The sequence below is a fragment of the Radiobacillus sp. PE A8.2 genome (assembly GCF_045635475.1).
GTDB lineage: Bacteria > Bacillota > Bacilli > Bacillales > Amphibacillaceae > JBJGXI01.
Genome location: NZ_JBJGXI010000014.1, coordinates 12,708 through 33,328, shown reverse-complemented (window position 1 = coordinate 33,328; position 20,621 = coordinate 12,708). Strand labels below are relative to the sequence as shown.

Here is a 20,621-nt window from a genome sequence, read left to right as displayed (position 1 = left end):
TTTCCTCCATCTCCTAATTTTCCGAGTAAATAACCTGGTGTCTTAGTGGGAGCCAGTCCCTCATGGCAATACGTATGGAATCATCCCACAAGTCCCATTCATGCCCCATACCAGGAACGATTTCCATTTTCGTTTCATAACCCCACTCTCGCAAGTCCTTCTCCGCCAGAGTAGCTCTATAAAGGGCATGATCGCAGTCCCCTACCCGGAAAAATATGCTAGGGAGTCTCTTACCTTCCTCTACGTTTCTTTTCGAGATAGCATATACGTCATTGACAGAACCCTTAATAAATTCAGGATTGTTTAATTTATCCTGGAGCCCGCTCTTCATAGGAATTGGCATCTCAACGTCAAAGTGGTATTTTCCATTTACCGTTTTAACCACACTTGGAACTCCAGGGCGATAGGATGCGCCGGACATCAAGAGAACAGCCGCATACCTTTCAGGATGATTCATTGCGATCTTCATCGCGCCGTGCGAGCCCATCGATAACCCCGCAATAAATGTATCCTCTCTTAAGGTAGAGATTGGGAACATCGTTTCGCACATCTTTGGCAATTCTTCCGATATATAAGTATAAAAATCCGTGCCATCGTAATCTGTATAACTTGAATTATTAGCGGAAGGCATAATCACAGCCAATTTGTGCTTATCTGCATACCGAACAATGTTGGTGAAATTGACAAAGTCGCTGTCATCTCCAGTGCCGCCATGTAGTAAATACATAACTTGATATTTCATCCTATGCACATAGGTGGCATCGAAACCTTGTAAGCTGTCTTCAAAACTGAAGGTCGGTAAAATAACTGTAATATTTGTCTGCATCTTTAAGGCTTGAGACAAAAAGTTCATCTTTATGACTGCCATAACTTTCACTCCTTATTAGGTCAATATTTCGTCACTTATGAGGTGAGCCATATTCAAAGAAAGCTCAGCATAGTGATCTGTAATATAAAGCACATCTCCACAGGAAGAAACATGGTTATTGAATACCCTACTGCAAATCCATTCGATTGGTACATATAACTCCTGGTCTTTTAAAACTGCTTCGCAAAACATGGAATGGATGCTATTTTCCAAGACACAACCGATACTTCCTCTTGCAAATTGTAATGTTCTGCCGTCCTTTAATATCAATTCAGCTGAATGTCCATCCTGTAACGGAATGTATGTCGCCTTGAAGATAGTAGCGATAAATGTGATCGGCACCAAGAAATACTCGCCTCTTACAATACTACCTCCGTTGAGACCATGATACTTCAGCTTTTGATGTTTGATCGAAGGTCCGTTCATCTTAACCAAACGATTGTTGACATACGCTTTTTCGCTGCCTGCTGCAAGAGCGATGGCATAAGCATCACCTTTTCTTTCACACAAGGGTTTGGAGTTCACAATTTCGTTATTCTCCCCTCTCCGTATGCCTGAAAACAAATAATCCCATACAAGTTCCGCGTCATCGAAGGTTTGTCCATGGTCTCTATTTTTCACGTCACGGAACACAAAGTCCGCATGCTCACCTTTGTAAAACGCGAAGTTGTCCTCACCAACAATTTTGATTTCCGGCAAATTTCGACATTGATTGATTCTCTTCCAATACTCGCGATTCCGCTGGACAACATAGTCTGTGTCACCTTGGAAATGTGGAGGAACCTGGTCGTGTTCAAGTCTAGACTGCCATACCGCAATCGGACCTGCACGATTGATAACCTTATCATTATTATCGAATAGAATCCCTGGACTCGATGGACCACCGGACCCCGCCTTCCCGGCAAACACATTGCCGTGGTACCGCGCCATTTGACTCGTCATCAAGTTACCCATGGACATACCTTGGATGAATACTCTTCCATCGTCTATACAATATTTATGTTTTGCACGTTCGATTAGTCCCAGAACCATATTCATATCGTGATTTTCATCCTGGTTTTCCGGCGGTTTATTTAAAAATACTCCATCTTCTCGTGGCCTAGTTGCCTCCTCTAGTTTTTCCTCCTCGCATTCAATGAGCCAAAAACGTCTTTGACCTGCACTTGGGAAGAGGACTATAAATCCTTCACGATCAGCGACATGCGTCCAAGACGTATATATTGCTTGCCCCCAGCCGGTCATTAACCCCCCATGCATCGATAAGACCAAAGGCACTTTCTCAGATCCGTCATATGAGGCAGGAACATATTCGTACCAAGTATCCTCTACACCGTCAACCACAACGTCGGTGAATTCAGTCAATCTCTCAGGATAAACATGCGAATTATTACCATTCTCGTTCACAACCATATCGGAACCCTTAATTGCCTCCGGAAGATAATCCCGATTATCATCATTCGGCATTCCGGGGATGATCTTTATTCTTCTTTTGCCTTCCATATATCCACTATCCTTCCTTTATTTATTAGTATGGACTTGCTCCTGTATTTTCCAAGCCGAAGAATTCGAGAGCATATTGAATCGCTAAATCCCAAAATCTCCATTCATGACCGTATCCATCAAGTTTCCAGAATTCCGCTTTAAGACCTATTTGTTCGGCATGTTGTTTAAATACCAATAAATTATCGTAAATCATCTTATCATCGGTGCCGCAAGCAAATAGGAGTCTAGGCAGTCTGCCGCTCCCAGCATGAGAGTCGAGAATATCCCAAACATTTTCAGAGGAGTTTTTAAATTTATCTAGTCCGCCAGCATTTTGTACCATTCCGTACATACGACGAGAAAAAAAGTCGTCCTTTCGCAAATCCTCTTCTGTCAGATTTTGAATATTTACAGGTGCAGCAGAACAAACGGCTGCGGCTGCGAATTTTTCTGGAAAGTTCACTGCAAATTTCATGGTGCCTCTCCCACCCATTGATAGTCCCGCAATAAAGTTGTCTTCGCGTTTGTCCGAAGCTGGAAACCAGTTGTAAACTAAGGGCATGAGTTCTTCTGTCAAATAGTCGTACATATTGAATCCGAGCATGCTATTCTCCCAATTGGAGTAGTTGCTGTTGAGACCACTTGGCATGACGACAATAAGATCTTTTTCGCAAGCGTATAATTCAATATTCGTCCTGCGAACCCAATCCGTGTGGTCACCATAAGTACCATGCAAGAGCCATAGTACCTTATATTTTTTTTGGTTTTCATAAAAGTCCTTGGAGTTAATTCCACGTGGTTTATTAGGCAAAATAATGCTGATTTCGTGATTTGAATTTAGATATTGACTTTCAAAATTCAGAGTGGCTATAGACATACACACTTACCTCCTAGGGTTTGAAAAAATCTAATTGATAACAATGACACTACTGTCATTCCATTTCCTTGATTTTCATAAGGATAAATCTTCGCTTCCATAAGAAGATAATTAACGCAAGGATAATTGGAATCGTCATCACCTGAAACATAATTGCATATCCCGACACCACAGTTCCGCCGTTGTTTTGCACAAAAGTTACAATCATACCTGCTACGGAAGGAGCAATCAAATATCCAGTATCAACACCGATAAAGGTTGTATTTCCCGCCACGCCACGGCGATCTTTAGAGACTAGTTGTATACATAGTGTTTGAATGATGGGTTGACATATTCCGTATCCGAAGGCTGAAACAGCTCCTGCTAATAAAAACATAGGGAGTGTACGAGAAAGACTAATTATTATAAAAGACAATGCAAAAATGATGATCCCCGGAATGAGTAATTTATCCACTCCATATTTATCTGCTAGTTTCCCGCTGAACGGCCTGGAAATAAACAAACATAGCGCATAAGACGTAAAGAATAGACCTATTTCCCTAATACCTGCCGCCCCTCCATAGATCAGAATAAAAGAGTTAATGCACGAATAAGCGAATGCCAATAAAAACATTAGTACCGCGAGAACATATACTTCTCTAGCTACAATGTCTGTAATCCTTATTTTGAAGTCCCCTTTTCTATTAGGAGTATCGGATTTCAACCTCAGCGAAAGTGCAAGCACAATTCCCATGATTAGAGCTCCTATGAAAAAGGTACCCTGATACCCAAAGCGATGTACCATCTCTAGGCCAACAGCAGGACCAATGGCGGTTGCAATGGCCTGCCCTAACGAAAAATAACCAATTCCAGAGGCAATTTTTCTGTTGGGCAATGCATTACTTGCCAGAGCAATGCTGATAGGTGCAAAAAAACCCATGCCCACTCCATGTAACAACCTCCCTACAATGACCATCGTGATACTATCTGCTAACCCGTAACAAATATATGCCATGATTGTTATGGCGACAGCTACTGCTAGTAATCGGTTGTTTTTAAAGTAGCTAGTTGACGGCCCCACGATTGGACGAACAGCAAGAGCAGTAACTGCAAACATGCTGGTTACTAAACCTACGATTGCTGCAGTTGCTCCTAAATGTTCTACATACGTGGGGACAAGCGCATTCATCATGAATAGTCCCATCATCAAAAAGATGTTCATTACAAAGACTTTAATAAATTCCTTGTTCCAAACAGTTTGCACACCTTCTGCAACTGCTTTGCTCGCTTCACTCATCTGGTCCTCCCAAGTTGGTGCACAAATCCTATTAGTACACCCTTTTCTCTACCTTTTATATCTCAAGTTCATTTTAGTATTTCGTCACGGATGATAAGAGCCATATTCAAAGAGAGTTCTGCATAATGATCAGTAATATAAAGCACGTCTTCGCAGTTAGATGTGTGGTTATCAAAAACCTTCTTACAAATCCATTCAATAGGCACATAAAGTTCTCCATCTTTGTACACTGCTTCACAAAACATGGAATGTACCCGATTATTCACGACACAACCGATACTACCCTGAGCGAATTGAAGCGTCCTACCGTCTTTCAAAATCAATTCTCCAAAACGTCCCCCCTCTTCTGAAATATATATCGCTTCGAAAACAGTTGCGACAAACGAGATCGGAACCAAAAAGTATTCGCCTCTTACAATTGCTTCACCATTAAGGCCGTGATACTTCAGTTTTTGATGCATTATTGAAGGTCCGCTCATCATAACTATCCGATTGTTAACATATGCCTTGGCGCTGCCCGTAGCTAAAGCGATGGCATACGCATCCCCTATTCTCTGACATAATGGCTCGTTATTCACAACCTCGCCGTTCTTCCCTCGCTGTAATCCTGAGAACAAATAATCCCATATAAGCTCGGCATCATCAAAGGTTTGTCCATGATCTCTATTTTTAATGTCACGGAATACATAATCTGCATGATCACCTTGATAAAACGCAAAATTGTCCTCACCTACAATTTTAATTTCTGGAAATTGGTCGATTAAGTTGATCTTTTTCCAATATTCACGATTTCTTTTTACGAATTCATCTGTCTCATCTTCATGGAGGGGTATACTTTCATGCTCAACACGAGATTGCCAGATGGGTATTGAACCTGCCCTGTTAATAACTTCTCCTTGTTCATCGAAAAGAACCTCTGGCCATGTTACACCCGCAGATCCAGCTTGGCCGGCAAGTATTCTTCCATAATACCTCGCGAACTGGCTAGACATAATCTCTCCCATAGACATACCATGCATAAAGATTCTGGATTCATCTATGTTATATTTTTGCTTCATTCTCTCGATTAACATGAGCAAGAATTTTAAGTCGTGATTATCTTCCGGTTGCTTTGGGGGAGTATGCATGTAAAAACCACCCGGGTTAGGTTCACCTAAAATTTCCATCGTTTTTTTTTCGCATTCAAGAACCCATATTCGTCTTTCATGCGCGTTCGGGAATACAACAATGAACCCATCTCGTTCTGATACAATCGTCCATGAGGAATAAATGGACTGTCCCCAACCAGTCATCAATCCTCCATGCAACGATATGACTAAAGGCACTTTACAGGCTCCGTCATAAGAACTAGGAACGTATTCATACCAAGTATCTGGAATTCCGTCAGCCAACGAGTCACTGTGTTCTGTTAACCTTGTTGGATATACCTGCGAGTTATTTCCATTCTCATTTACAACCATATTTGAGCCTTGGATTGCTTCAGGTAGATATTCCCTGTTTCCATCGTTCGGCGTCCCTGGTTTAATGAATATTTTCTCATTCACTAATACCACTCCCCCTGTTGTTTGTTCTTTTTATTAACGATAATATATTATAAATTCAATTTACCGTTACCCCTTCACGGCTCCTCCCATAACTCCACTGGTAAAATGCTTCTGCAGAAATGGATACATGACCAGGATAGGTAGCATGGCCACAAAGGCAATTGCCATCCGAATAGAAACTGCAGGAAGATTCTGAATATCACCTGAACTCGAATAAGTTGCATTTTGTAGTACTGCTTGCAGATTTTGATTCATCTTGTTAAGCAATGCTTGTATACTTAGCATTTGAGGATCTGTGATAAAATACAGTCCGTTCTGCCAATCATTCCAATAAAGAAGGAGTGAGAAAAGCCCCACCGTGACCAATATTGGTTTTCCAAGAGGAATTGCCATCGTGAAGAATATTCTGAAATACCCTGCGCCATCCATTTTGGCAGATTCGTATAATTCCTCTGGAATGCTCGTGGCAAAATAAGATCGAACCAAGATAATGTTAAATGCATTTGATAACCAGAATGGCAATATATAAGCCCAAATCGTGTCTACAATTCCTAAGCTAGTCCATACAACGTAGGTTGGCATTAGTCCGCCGTTAAATAGCATGGTGAAAAATACAAAGAAGCTAATGATTCGAGTTCCCGGCAATTTCCTAATGGATAATGAAAAAGCCATCATACTAGTAATTAGAAGACCAACGAACGTCCCTGTGGCTGTTGCAATGATTGAAATACCATAAGCACGACCAATGGTTGAGAAATTAGTAGCTATATATTCATATGCGTCAAGACTTAGCTTTGATGGAAAGAAGGAATATCCGTTAGCTATAAGTGTGTTTTCGTCGGTTATAGAATTAATAAACAATAAAACCAATGGAAGAATCATAATTAAAGTCACATATAAGAGAGCGATGTTGACTATAACCTGATACGCTTTTTTTTCTTTCATCGTTGACCACCTATCTTTCTAGAAAATCGCATTTTTCGCACTCACTTTGCGAATAAAGCCATTGACAAATATAATCAGTACAAAGCCTACAACTGCCTGAATTAATCCTGTCGCAGCTGATCGACCGATCCCGCCAGGAGACATCAATGCACCGTAAACATACGTATCAATTGTAGACGTAACATTAAACAGAGTACCGGAGTTCTGAGGAATTAAATAAAAGAGTCCGAAATCCGAATATGCAATTCTACTGACACTTAATAGAAACAAAATAATAATAGAAGGGACCAACGATGGCAGTGTAATGTGACATATTTGTTTCCATTTCCCCGCACCATCAATGGCCGCCGCTTCATATAAAGATCGATCGATGGTGACTATTCCCGCAATAAAAATCAATGCACCGTACCCTACGTTTTTCCAACATTCAACAAGGATCAGAATCAGGGGCCACCAAGTTGGATCGCTATACCATTGAACAGGATTGCTTCGTAAGATTGTGTTGTTGAGCATTCCGTTTTCTTGACTTAGAAAGGCAAAAACAATATAGCTAATTACAACCATCGAAATAGTGAATGGCAATAGTATAGAACTCTGATATAGTTGCTTCATGCGTTTGTTTTTAACTTCGGAAATAAAAATGGCCAACAAGAGACCGACAACCATATTAACTATAATGAAAGCAGCATTATACAGTAGGGTGTTCCGGACAATGATAGCTAAGTCTCCGGAACCAAGAAGGTATTCAAAATTTTCCCAACCTATCCATGGACTACCGAATATTCCCTCTGTCACTTGAAACTTTTTAAAAGCGGCTATGATCCCAAACATTGGAATATAGTTATTAATAATAAGATAACTAGCACAAGGTATCATCATGAGATAAAGTGGAATAAACTCTCTCATTTTAACGAATTTCTTCATCATTTTGGCAATTCACCTCTGTTGATTCGAAGATTACCTCCACTTACGCAAAAGTAATCTCCGAAATTGAATAATTACGCTATTATTGTTCAGCTAACCAAGCGTCTAGCTGCCTTTGTTTTTCATCAATGACTTTCTGCAATCCGGCATCATACATTTCATCATTTAGCTTTTTAAGGTTCTCTTCTGGATCAACAGCCCCGAAGCTTATTGGAATTTCATATTTTGCAAGTACATTCCCTAATCTAGCTAACTCTTCTGCAACCGGAGCTGGGTCAAAGTTAAAGCCAAAAGCTTTCGAAACCAGTGCGTCTTCACCAAACTCTTCGTATTTTTCCCAGATATTCTCCGGACTGCCCTCCCAAGGGGTCATCAAATACTGGTTTGGATATATAAAGCCGTAATCCGAGTGATAGTTTACTGATGAAGCTGTTTCTCCCTCTGGATAATCAGCCATGCCATTCTCATTCACGATCCAATCCTTGCCTGGAACCCCCCAATTGAGAAGATTGTTAAAGTCAGCACTCGTATAAGCCCAATTTAAGAACTCAAACGCTTTTGCTTTATCTTTTGATGTAGTTAATACAACATTTAGCGCACCATTCACAGCTGTTGTTGATTTCATTTTTTTGGATACCGGAATATGCACCATATCGTAACCCGTTTGCGCTTTTAATTCGGCAATAATATTAGAACCATATGAAGCGAAAATTGCAAAGGTATTTCCAGCCTTCACTTTTGCTTGGCCCAACTCTTTATCGACTGCAATATCCTTTGACGAGTAACCTTCTGTAAACCATTTTCTATTTAACATAGCAAATTGCTTGAATTGATCCGACTCGTACCAGTTCGTAATAGTTGTCGTCTGTCCGTAGTCCTCAAGAACACCATAATTGTTGCCTAAACTATCGACATATGTGAACGTATTTAAACCAAAAGTCCGGAATCCATCGAAAGGAGTTATTTCAGGATATTCATCTTTAACCCTTGAAAACATTTCTGTAATCTTGTCAAAGCTAGAGTAATCATCTGTCGTGACGTCGCTAAAATCGGATTCTTTATAGCCAAGTGCATCGAAAATATCTTTTCTTACAAATATTCCAGATGGAGTAGCTCTAACGTTCTTCATAGGGAATCCCACTAATGCATCACCGATATATCCGGTCTGAATCTCCTCGTTGAATACGTCATAAATATCTTTTGTATATTCTTCGTACTCAGAAGCATCTACGATATAACCGCCGTCGATAAAGCTCGGCATGCTAAATGCAAATGCAAACGTAATGTCAATAGGTTCACCAGATGCAAGCATCATAGGTAATTTTGAGTTATACGTATCCCAAGTCAATGGGATCAGATTTACTTTCATATTCAATTCTTTCATCGTTAACTCATTAATTAACTCATTTACTTCTTTTTGGTTCCCTTCTTTTGGTGCATGATAGGCGAAGTTCACTGTATACACTTCTTCAGAAGTGTTATCTGAACTAGGTGATGTCCCTTCGTTTTCAGAACTTTCTGTACAACCCATAAGTATAATAGCTAACAAAACTACAGCGATCGAAAGTGACAATACTTTTCGAAACATATTCAAATCCCCCTTATTTATTAACTTTACATGTGCTATGTTTCATAGATTGGCTTCCTCTTAAGAGGAAGCCATTTACTTAGCGCTTTTTTCAAGTAAACATCCCACATATCAAAATCATGTTTCATATTTCGAGCTTCCTCATAAACTAAGTTGTAACCCAATTTCTTCAGAATTTCATAGTCTTCGCGAACTCTATCGCGAATAAAATCCTTTTCACCTACACCGATAAAAATCTTAGGTACGTCAACCCCATCCGACATATTCTTTTCCGCAAACCATCTCAAATCGTGTTCCGATCCGACAAAATCACTCTCTCCCAACAAAGTGTGTCGAACACGAGGAAAATGCCAATGCAAACTGCGGATATATTCCTCGCGATCAAGCGTTACACCGATTCCACCAGATAAATCCACAACAGCCTCGTATAAATCAGGCTTCATAAGACCTAATCCTAGTGCCCCACTCCCACCCATGGCCATTCCAACTATAAATGTATTCTCACGTCTAGGTGCTGAAGCAAACAATGATTTCACCACTTGAGGTAGCTCTTGTGTTAAATAATCGAAATATTTAATTCCATATTTTGTGTTCATATAAAAGCTGTCGTTTACAGAAGGAGAAACCAGCATGACCATATTTTCTTCCGCATATTGCTCCAATCGAGTATAGCGGTATGGGACAGTATCATCCTCACCTCCACCATGAAGTAAGTAAACAGTTTGAAATTTCATTCCCAACTCATAAGGTTGTTTCCAATCATCACTGAACCCTGGATGCCGAAAACCTAGCCCGGTTGTTAAAGATCCTGTAGGATAGCAAATTGTAATATTCGTACTCATTCCTAAAATTTCTGAACGAAAATTAAAGCGTAATATTCCCATAGTCATTATCAATGGATCTAAAAAGATTCCACTATTCTTACTCCCTTCATAAAATTGCATATTAGGATACTTGTTCAATCATCCTAATAATGCGATCTAAATTATACCGCCATCTATCACCACCTTTGTTTGTCCACTCAAATCGAATTTCTGCTTTCTTATATATTAACAATATATGAAAACGCTTACCTATGCTTTTGAAAAACCGTTATTTAATTTTTGATTTTCAGACATAGATTCTTGTTAATAATTGGAAAAGCGTAATTCACACTCACACGTTTAAAAGAACCACTTACTGTGATAAGTAGTATTATGCTATTCTTATTGTCTGAGGAGGTAGATTTGAAATCTCATTTAAGGAAAACAAAATGCCCCTAAGTTTATCAACCATAATAAAACCCTACAGTGTACTTGTATTATAAACTGTAGGGTTTTGCTTTTATGTTGTTGTTAATCAGAGTTGTTTTGAAGATACTTCAAGTAGCCATTTATCAAGTATGAGTTAGTCAACTTTTTTATATTTCTTTATCCATTTCCGATAAGTTCCGTCTGCAGCTAATTTCGTGTGTGAATATTCATCCAATAGTTCTGGTAGGCGAATGTATTTCACTTTATAGAGCTGGTGACATGCTGATAATCCAAATGCACTTGCTAGATATGATTTATCGGAACCAGTCGGCTACTTAAATATGATATTGCGACCGCCATGGATATAGGTACCACTGGCAAGCAATAAAATCAACTCTTCATCTATCTTTCTGTCCTCGTAATATTCTATATCCTCGATACAGGCATCAGAGTCTGAAAAAGTTACTTATTTATAATAAACGTTGAAGCTTATTTCCCTTGCGACGAGAATGTTCTAGAAAAACGATTTTCAAATACAACTTATGAAAACCCCAGCAACTTTCCTCGATATCTATTAGTCTTCCTCCACCCCCAACTTTTTGTTATTTTATCTAATAGTTCGCCAAGACTTCGTCGTATTTTGACAAAGGTCAGCCTGCCTTTCACTATAAGACAACACTTCAAACTGGATCACGGTCCCATTATTTGAACTGAAACAATACTGTGACATCCCAGCAAAGAATATTTCTTTGCTTTTTCTATGTAAAAATATGGCGCTAGCACCGTGGTGTTTCTTGGCAATCTCTATGATAATTAAAACGCACCTGCAACAAACTAAAACCACCATAGCTTGTCATCAGGTAAATCCTATTGCAATTTTGTGTATCTTTTCTATGCATCATACATATGGAGATAATCTAGCTGCCACCTATGACAGTGTGAGCTACCAAACTCTGCTTAATAGCTCTTCTACTCTGTATTCTCACATCCTAAACTCAAAAAATCGCTCTAGGTTCCAAAAACCTAACCATTCTAGGAGATGATCAAACTGAGGCCTGCAGTCCACTATGGACCACAACACGACCCACACTCCAAGCCACACCACGAACCACACCCCGGCCCCATTATATAAACGAAACAATTAAAAAACAAAACAATATAACAATAACAGCATTTTCGACAGATTCCTCAAAAACTACCCAACAACCCATGTCAACCACCAACTAGATCCCCCTCCCCCCATCCCTATCAATCTACTAAAAATATTTTCCTCAAAATACCCACTTTTTACCATAAAGAGTCCTATAGGACGTGGTGTTTCTCTTTCGCTCGTTTGATAATTGGTAAAAGGAAGGGCGATGGGTGTGAGTGACGTACTTTTTGCGAAGCAGTTAGGCAAATCTATTCGAGCATATAGAACAAAACATGGGATGACATTAGAGGAGCTTGCGGGCTTGATCGACATGGATGCTAAACATCTTGGCAAAATGGAGCTCGGTCGCAAAGGTGCCCCTTCGTCTGAAACGCTTTTCAAACTCTACCAAGTACTAGACATAGATATTAACGGAACTTTCGACACTAACTATGCGATTACCATATCCACCATGGCGCTATGCCCAGCTCGACATATTGACTATGACACGATCGTCTATGAACGCGACAGGACGCTGTACGTGAAGAAAACGCCGCTGCAACTGATCAAAAGTGCATGCATCGACTATGGTGCTTCTTATGACGGTAGGCGAGCAGCAGTCACCCATAAACTCAACTTCCGTAAAAAGGTACCTATTCCGATCAGCATTAGCTACAACATCTACGCATTTCCAACGCAGTCCGCCAAACATTATGATTGCACCTGGATTTTCTTCTCCCACGTGAAAGCAATCCAATCGAACCATCCATTGAAAAAATCCGATTATAAATCAATCATTGCATTTCAGACCGGACAAGCATTATCGATGCACGAATCGTATTTCCAACTGGAAAAACAAATGCAACGAACCGCGATGTGTATGCTACAATTCTCCCCACGATTAAACAACCAGATGCCACGATCTAACCAACCATTCACTCCCCGAAAGGAAGAATCTCATGAACTATATTAAAGAAATCAATGCCTTTTATAACCACATCGAAACAAACCCACTTTCCTCATCAGCAATCACTTTATGGTACACACTGATGCACATTAGCAATAAGACCGGTTGGAAAAAGCAATTCACCGTCGCGGCCACCGTCCTCAAAATGAAATCCGGATTAAAAGACAGCGCATTTAAGCGTGCTAGAAAGCAGCTACAGGAAAAAGGGTATATCAGCTTTCAATCACAAGGTGGAAATCAAGCCGCCAAATATCAAATGGTAAGCCTTTTATCCATGATCGAGCATCCTACAGAGCAATTCACAACCCAGACGAAAGAGCAAAGCGCGGAAGCCACAGCTAAACAAGACAATATAAAAGAAGAAGATAACACAATCCCAACAGAAGCAGTCACGTTTTACGAACAAAACTTTGGTAAATTGCAGCCCTACATGCGGAATGAGTTAGAAAAATCGATCACGGATGTTGGTGAGGCGTTAGTATTAGAAGCAATGAAACGAGCGTTGGATTATAACAAAATCTCCTGGGGATATGTAAAAAAGGTGCTCAATAACTGGACCCTACAAGGGATCACTAGTGTGGAACAAATACGTATGGAGGAGGATACCTTTAGGAAAAAGAAGCGCCATGCAAATAAACGTCATAACCGAACAGAAATAATACCTGACTTTTTTAAAGAGCGACAGGAACCTGTTGAAAAACAGAAAACCCCTGCGCTGACGAAAATGTTGCCAGATATTGCTGCGATTATGAATAAGTATCAGGAGCGTGGGGAGATTGTTGCAGGGCAATAGCCCGTTCAATATTCACGTTTCAGCGTTAGCATGAAGTAATTAAAACTGGTAAATGCATAAATCCGAAACCTAACCCTAAACTCTTATTAAGATTAACCGATATAAATACATAAGCCAGTTATTCCATTCTGTGGAACTACATATGAAATGAATTAAATCACACAGATTTCTACATTCACAGACATCTCACAGGGTGCATATTACGTTTTAAACTAGCTTATTTGAGGGGAGATCTTATTTACAATGGAACGAGATGACGGAAATTTTGCAAAAGGTTGCCTTGTTGCAATTATTATTTGTATCCCTATTTGGATCTGCATTATAATATTACTAAATAAAGTTACTACACTAGTCTTACAATAATTTTAGAAACAATAAATGAATCCTTGATTATGGAGAATAACGTTGGCGCTATGTTGAAAAGTTGCATTACAGTAGTTTTTTGTTACATCGTATCCTATTCCATGAATTTCCCTCAGTATATCTCACGGCGCGAGTCTGAACCTTGGATTTTTTCCTCTTTAAGATTCCCAGCGCAATTACTATGTCAATAAATGGTCCCATTTTCTTTCCGGTGTTTACTAGTCTGCTAGTTTCAAAGATAACCTGTTTTCCCAATAATGTTAAGAAGAAAAAATCCAATTATGAAACACATATCCATTAAAAAATTAACTTTCCTCCTAGTGAAAAATCAAAAAACTAATTTAATTTCGCTAGCATTATTACAATCTCAGCAAACTTCATACCTTACTCAACATGGATGTGTAAGCGATCACATCAAAAGAAGAACACCTGAGTGTTCTTCTTTTGATGGTCAATCTATTGAATTATTATTGTCCGAAAAGTTGGGTATTATCCTTTCGTAAATTTGGCTTTTTGGGGTACCTGACTCTGATTTCATAATCTAACTCGTTTCAACCTCACTATAAAAATTAAGCTAAATAATCCCACCAGAAGAAACACCACTCCAAGAATAAGAAAGTTAAACATATTAGATGCTGTGTTAGGGAGTTCATTATCCGTTTTATCGCCAGCTCCATCATCATTGTCCGTATTTTCATTACCTGTTGATTGACCCGTTTCCCCATCATCTTCGTTATTTTTCTGTTCATCTGTTGGTTGTTCCGAGTCATTCTGATCTTCCTGTTCATCTGTTGGTTGTTCTGAGTCATTCTGATCTTTCCGTTCAAATACCGTAAAGTTAGTGAAATGATCTGTCTCAGCTGTTACTGTTCCATCCTTATACGTACCACCTATCTTTATCCATTCTCCATTTTCTTCTTCATAATAATAGATTTTTACGTCTTTTGTGTTACTAACTTTCGTATCAGCAACCTTAAATATTAAAGTTACTGGCTGACCAAAGCTATCAATTTTTTTATCACCTTGCGTAATGCTGAAATCATAAACAGCGGTTAGTGCATCTCCGTTATCTTTGTCCTTTTTGATTATAATTTGAACATCACCTTCACCTGTAAGGTTTTCTGCAGGAATTCTAAGCTCGACACCTAAACCTTTCAAATGAATGATGACTTTCTTGTCCTTTAATTGCTCGACTTGGGAGGCTGTAATCTCAACTACGGATTTTATTTCATCTATATTTATTAAAAGCGAACTCCCGTCAGTCAAATCAATGATCTCGTTATCCTCAATCGTAATCTTCGCATCATCTGTAGGCTCATCTGGAAGCGGATTTTCATCATCGCCTTCATTACTTAAAAGTAATCCATTGTTTACTAAATAATGCATACCCTCTTCAAAACCATACCCCCAAACATCCATGCCATGTCCTCCATTTACGATACGTAGTTCAGCAGGGCTAGCGGGTACTTCTTCCCATTTTTCAAAATCTTTATTATAGATATTTTTACGATGTAATCGTTCATATAGGCTTACCACTTGCATTTCCATGTTGTATTTATAAGCATCATCTGGAAGGTCCTCTTTTTCACTTAAATGGTTCCAGTCATCATCACCAGCAATAATATACATCGGTACCTGAAATTCTTTAGATGCATATCCATTCAGTGCATTCGGGTAGTTCAACTCATCCCAACGGTCTGAGTCAAATGGGTCACCAAATGAACCTCTCGTAACAGCACCAGAAGTAATCGGTGCTTCTCCATCTTCAATTGCTGGACTAAGCAATACAGTGCCTCCAAATAATTCGGGATACACTAAAGAATAACGTACTGCTCCATATCCTCCCATAGAGTAACCAACAAGTGCTCTTCCCTTACGTTCCTGGACTGTTGGATAATCTCGCTCGATCGTTGGAACTAAATCCTGGATGATTGCCGACTCTACTGAACCGTAAGTGCCAGAATCTACCCAGTAGCTATTTCCCGTAATTGGCGCAACTGCAATAACTGGTGGCATATCGCCATTATCAATCATCGAATCTAAGATTGGCCAAAAATCATCCCAACTACTATCATCTCCCCAACTTCCATGAAGGAGATATAATACACTATACTTTGTATTAGCAGCACTAGAATAACCATTCGGCAGATATACTTGGTAATCCATTGTGTCTCCTGATGTGCTATCATTTGCAAGAACTGGTGATTCTAGCGTTTTTGTAGTTATTGTACCTTTGTTTTCAGTTGCGTAATTAGCTACTTCATACTTTGGTGCCCATTCTGGATCTTCTTCACCTTTATCAAACATATATTTTATGCCCTCTTCAAATCCCTTCGACCAAACATCAAGATCATGACCACCATCTACGACTCTGAGTTCTCCCGGGTTGGCAGGGACAGCTTCCCATTTTGGAAAATCGGTGTTAAATATATTTTTTCTACTAAGTGCCTGGTATAACTTAACCGCCTGTACTTCCATATTGTATTTACTTGCATCTGCCGGTAAATCTTCCTTTTCACTTAAATGGTTCCAATCATCATCCCCAACAACGGTATAAATCGGTACACGATAAGGCTGATTTACATAACTATTAATTAGCGCCGGGTAATTTTTACTGTTCCAAATGTCAGCATTATAGGGATCACCAAATGCCCCACCTGTGTAAGCTCTAGATGTTGATGGTGGTTCGCCTTGTTGAATGGCAGGGCTAAGTAACGTGGTAGCATTAAACTTATCTGGATAGGCTAAGGAATACCGTAACGCACCGTACCCACCCATAGAATAGCCCATTAAATAACGTCCTTTTCTATCATCAATTGTGTTGTAGTCACTATCAATATTGGGAATCAAATCGCCTATGATTGCGCTTTCATAATTACCTAAACGATTCGAGTCCACCCAATAGCTATTGTTTGTAGCTGGCACTACTGCAATCACCGGTTCAATAATTTCATTCTCAATCATTGAATCTAGACTATCCCAAAAATCATCCCAACTATCTACCGAACCATGGCTGCCGTGTAATAAATAAAGTACCGGGTAGCCTTCAGCGCGATTTTCATCATATCCTTCAGGAAGATAGATTTTATAGTTCAAACTATTCGTGTCTGGATTTTGATCGCCAATTAATGCCTCTGATTCCATGGATTCTAGCTTTAGTGTAGAACTAGATTGAACACTTTCAGCGAGTACAGTCGTCAACGGTATACATAGCATTGCTAGTATAAATAACGACGCAATATAAATTTTGTAGAATAATTTCATTTATTTTCTCCCCTTTACTTTATTTAAATAACCTATCCGGATTTTCCATGAATTTCATAAAAAAACAGAAACGGCCTCTGTGTTTAGTGTAATATGCCAGCTGTCAAAACGAGTCCTTCATTAAAGCCTAGCTTTTCTAGTAAACACTGATGTCGTTTCTGTCTTATTGTAGAGGGCATGCTTATTTACCTCTGATTGTACTTTCTCTTTTAATTAATTCCACATCGAGTATGATATTGTCAGAGTACTCGGTGTCTGGATTTTCGATAGCATTAATTAAATTATTTGTAGCAATTTCACCTATCTTCTCAATGGGCTGCCTGATGGTACTGATTTCAGGGATTACAATCTCCGTCAGTTGTATACCATCAAATCCAATAATAGCAACATCCTTTGGGATACTGATCCCGAGTTTTTTAAATGCACGTAATGCTCCAATTGCCATCAGATCATTTGAATAAAAAATCCCATCTACATCCGAATGGTCACGAAGTAGTACCTCTGTTTCTTTGGCTCCACTATCCAACGTAAAACCACCTTGATAGACAATTACTTCCCGACCATAAGCATCCATCACACTCTTATAGCCCTTCAGTCTTCCAAGTGCCGGAAATTGGGATGTTGGACCACTTATGTGTGCGATCTTTTGGCAACCAACCTCTATTAAATGCTGAGTAGCCAATCGAGCTCCTTCATAGTTGTTGACACTTACAGAATTATCCTTGTCAGAGTTAACTGCCCTATCAATTCTTACAAAAGGAATATTTAGGCTGTCTAGATGCGTTCGAACTTCTGAACTTAAATCCGACTCTGCTAAAATAAATCCGTCGATATAGCGGCTTTTCAAGCGATTCCAAAATTCTGTACTCTCTAAATCATTTTCATTTGTATTAATTAATAACAAACTATAACCCTGTTTTTTTGCAATGCTCTCAATCGATTTTACTATTTCAGGGAAGAACGGATTCGTGATATCTGGAGTGACAAAAGCAATAGCATTCGACTTTTGCTTAGCTAATCCGCGCGCAATTGCATTAGGCGTATAGTTAAATTCATCTAAAACCTTCTGTATTTTCTTTTCCGTTTCTTCGCTTGTATAACTTACTTTATTAATGTATCGCGACACCGTAGCAACGGATACTCCAGATTCTTTTGCAATATCTCTTATCGTTATCTTTTTTTTCACCACAAATCCATTCTCCTATACCTTCATTAATTTAAACCCCATGTCCTGTAATACAACCAAGTGGTTAGGGCCGCACTTCGATTTTTTCATAGGAACAAGCACCTGCCTCAGCTAAGGCAAAGCCAATCATGCCATGACTTAGGCTTAAGTTGTTATCCTCATGTTCTAGTACTTCTTCCCCATTTATTGAGAACTTGATCAAATCGCCATGAACATCGACTTCAAATACGTAGCGCTCCCCATGATTCCAATCATATTCTACTTCTTCCAATACTTTCAACCCAAAATCATTTAAATAGAGAGCTATTTTCCCTTTTCCTGCAAAACCTACTTGGTAATACCTTTGTGTACCAAGCGCCCGGAACACAAGTGCATGATGCTCACCAGAAATAGGCTTTAGTACGGATCCAATCACCGCATCCTTCATATAGTAATGGCCGGTAAATGAAGCACAATCCGACTTACTATTGACAACCATATGACCTTCCTTTAAGCTCCACTCACCACGGTGATGGGCAAATGGCGTCACACTTAAAAATTCCATCGCTTGTTTAGAAAAATCGATGTCATAGCTCGGTGCACCATAAATATGAAATTCGTCCACATATATTTTAGCAAATAAACGATTCATTCTTGGGGAAGGACTTTCAATGGCGAATCCTACTTCTTGAACGGAAGACCCGTTAGAATCTGGAATTGTGAATATAAGATCCTGCCACTCGTTTTCAACAAGTTCTAAACGTTTTAATTCGATCACTTCTTTTGAATAGGTGTCTCGAATATATGGGGTAACAAATACTGCTTCACCCTGATATTTTTCCAAGTGGAGCTTCATCGAAACCGTTTGTCCGCTATAAGCTTTCGGAGCAAAGGTTGGTTTATATTTTTCGTCATTAAAAGCTTCTCTGCGGTAAAACGTTTGATAATAAATCCTTGCTTTATCTTCCTCCAACATACGGTCAATAAAAACCTCTAGGGAACCAGGAGATTGATACCCTACTGTGTCATTTGCTTTTAAAATTGCTTTAAATGGTAAGTTAGTACGGAATCCATGGGTGGAACCCGGGAGCATGAAATCAAAGTATACTTCTTCTTCCTTATGACTATTAACTAAGGCATGAGGAGGAGTCTCATCCATAACACGATACCCGAGTAACACTAGTGACTTTACAAATGTAGGCACATCTAATATGTTCAAATAACCAGAAACACCTGACGTAACAATAAAATCGTTCATAGGTCTACGATATCTTTCAACAACGCCGTCTAATCCGGTAAGTGTCGCAACAATCGATCCGACATTACCTGCATTACAATCCGTATCCCAGCCACATGCTGTTGCAATTTCAATAGTCCGTGATAAATCACCTTGACCATAGTAAAGCGCAAGAGCACAAACACCGGCATTCGGAATGATATGACACACACCCGTATATTTATCATATCCCCACTCTTCTTCTAAATAAGCACGACACTTCCAGAAATCATCCGGATGCTTTTCATAGAAAGATTGAACTGCACGAACTACTTTCGTATATGTCGAATCAGAAGGGATTTCTGTAAGTCCTCTTTCGATAATTGCTTCAATCTTATTGGTAGTAAATGCGCTGGCAATACAAGCAGCAATAAAACGCGCACCATAGAGTCCGTTCTTATCATGGGATACACTCGCGGCTTTTTCAGCATAATCCGCAGCCTTTGTTGGATCATTCGGAAATAACCATCCCCATGTATCGATAAAAATTTGCCCACCAATTTGTTCCGCCATCACTAATCCATTGGTCTCAGCAGCCCCTGATTTTGGGGCTGGAATACCTCGCAATAAGTTTAAATAAGCAGTATGTTCCGTACTGACACCATCTCCACCCCACCAGAACATCCCAATTCCTTCTCTGGAATAATTAAGCCAAGCGCGGGCAACATCTTGTGCTTCTAACTCACGGTCGACAGCATCATCGATTAGGGCACGAAGGAAAAACACTGGACCATTTACATCATCATCAGCAGAAAATACTTCATAGTCTTTTAAATATCCATTTACTTCTCCGTGCACATCACGAATCATCTCAGGTGTCCATTCTCCTGGTTCAACGGGAGCACCTAAGCGGATACCGGCATTCATACCTAGAAATCCTGCATATACTCTTTCTAAATAGTCATTTGGTATCACGCGAATCACC

The 20,621-nt window shown here is 39.5% G+C and carries 14 protein-coding genes and 1 pseudogene; 2 read left to right on the top strand and 13 right to left on the bottom strand.

The window, feature by feature from the left end; translation table 11 throughout:
* Positions 1 to 13: 13 nt before the first annotated feature.
* From ACI6MV_RS09545 to ACI6MV_RS24940, 10 genes and pseudogenes are all read right to left on the bottom strand, one after another.
* Positions 14 to 868, bottom strand: coding sequence for an alpha/beta hydrolase (locus tag ACI6MV_RS09545; protein ID WP_407270058.1), 855 nt, complete (start codon positions 866 to 868; stop codon positions 14 to 16).
* Positions 869 to 883: 15 nt separating this feature from the next.
* On the bottom strand, positions 884 to 2,332 hold the full coding sequence (locus ACI6MV_RS09540) for a CE1 family esterase (protein ID WP_407270057.1): 1,449 nt from the start codon (positions 2,330 to 2,332) through the stop codon (positions 884 to 886).
* 61 nt (positions 2,333 to 2,393) lie between these two features.
* Positions 2,394 to 3,227: an alpha/beta hydrolase gene (locus ACI6MV_RS09535; RefSeq protein ID WP_407270056.1), complete on the bottom strand. Its 834-nt coding sequence runs from the start codon at positions 3,225 to 3,227 to the stop codon at positions 2,394 to 2,396.
* A gap of 55 nt (positions 3,228 to 3,282) precedes the next feature.
* Complete coding sequence (locus tag ACI6MV_RS09530; RefSeq protein WP_407270055.1) at positions 3,283 to 4,503, bottom strand: MFS transporter; 1,221 nt, start codon at positions 4,501 to 4,503, stop codon at positions 3,283 to 3,285.
* Between the two features lie 68 nt (positions 4,504 to 4,571).
* Entirely contained in the window at positions 4,572 to 6,047 is a 1,476-nt protein-coding gene (locus ACI6MV_RS09525) for a CE1 family esterase (RefSeq protein WP_407270054.1), read from the bottom strand.
* A gap of 66 nt (positions 6,048 to 6,113) precedes the next feature.
* The gene (locus ACI6MV_RS09520) at positions 6,114 to 6,992 is read right to left on the bottom strand and encodes a carbohydrate ABC transporter permease (protein ID WP_407270053.1); all 879 of its coding nucleotides are present in this window, start codon (positions 6,990 to 6,992) and stop codon (positions 6,114 to 6,116) included.
* Between the two features lie 18 nt (positions 6,993 to 7,010).
* The gene (locus ACI6MV_RS09515; RefSeq protein WP_407270052.1) at positions 7,011 to 7,919 is read right to left on the bottom strand and encodes an ABC transporter permease; all 909 of its coding nucleotides are present in this window, start codon (positions 7,917 to 7,919) and stop codon (positions 7,011 to 7,013) included.
* Between the two features lie 79 nt (positions 7,920 to 7,998).
* Positions 7,999 to 9,504 carry an ABC transporter substrate-binding protein gene (locus ACI6MV_RS09510; RefSeq protein ID WP_407270051.1) on the bottom strand — a complete coding sequence of 502 codons (1,506 nt, stop codon included), beginning with the start codon at positions 9,502 to 9,504 and terminating at the stop codon, positions 7,999 to 8,001.
* 35 nt (positions 9,505 to 9,539) lie between these two features.
* The gene (locus tag ACI6MV_RS09505; RefSeq protein ID WP_407270050.1) at positions 9,540 to 10,394 is read right to left on the bottom strand and encodes an alpha/beta hydrolase-fold protein; all 855 of its coding nucleotides are present in this window, start codon (positions 10,392 to 10,394) and stop codon (positions 9,540 to 9,542) included.
* Positions 10,395 to 10,893: 499 nt separating this feature from the next.
* A pseudogene (locus ACI6MV_RS24940) lies at positions 10,894 to 11,260 on the bottom strand (ATP-binding protein); the annotation flags it as partial.
* A gap of 840 nt (positions 11,261 to 12,100) precedes the next feature.
* On the opposite strand from ACI6MV_RS24940, the gene ACI6MV_RS09495 reads away from it, so the two are divergent.
* Positions 12,101 to 12,841 (top strand): competence protein ComK, encoded by a 741-nt coding sequence (locus tag ACI6MV_RS09495; RefSeq protein ID WP_407270049.1) that lies wholly within the window; start codon positions 12,101 to 12,103, stop codon positions 12,839 to 12,841.
* The gene (locus ACI6MV_RS09490) at positions 12,828 to 13,628 is read left to right on the top strand and encodes a DnaD domain-containing protein (protein ID WP_407270048.1); all 801 of its coding nucleotides are present in this window, start codon (positions 12,828 to 12,830) and stop codon (positions 13,626 to 13,628) included. Before ACI6MV_RS09495 ends, ACI6MV_RS09490 begins: the two co-directional genes overlap by 14 nt.
* Before the next feature lie 897 nt (positions 13,629 to 14,525).
* On the opposite strand, the gene ACI6MV_RS09485 is transcribed toward ACI6MV_RS09490, so the two are convergent.
* The 3 genes from ACI6MV_RS09485 to ACI6MV_RS09475 all read right to left on the bottom strand — a co-directional run bounded on the left by ACI6MV_RS09485 (position 14,526) and on the right by ACI6MV_RS09475 (position 20,611).
* A complete protein-coding gene (locus ACI6MV_RS09485; RefSeq protein WP_407270047.1) occupies positions 14,526 to 17,255 on the bottom strand; it encodes an alpha/beta hydrolase in 2,730 nt (909 codons plus the stop codon).
* Between the two features lie 181 nt (positions 17,256 to 17,436).
* On the bottom strand, positions 17,437 to 18,444 hold the full coding sequence (locus ACI6MV_RS09480; RefSeq protein WP_407270046.1) for a LacI family DNA-binding transcriptional regulator: 1,008 nt from the start codon (positions 18,442 to 18,444) through the stop codon (positions 17,437 to 17,439).
* 61 nt (positions 18,445 to 18,505) lie between these two features.
* Positions 18,506 to 20,611 carry an ADP-ribosylglycohydrolase family protein gene (locus tag ACI6MV_RS09475; protein ID WP_407270045.1) on the bottom strand — a complete coding sequence of 702 codons (2,106 nt, stop codon included), beginning with the start codon at positions 20,609 to 20,611 and terminating at the stop codon, positions 18,506 to 18,508.
* Positions 20,612 to 20,621 lie beyond the last annotated feature (10 nt).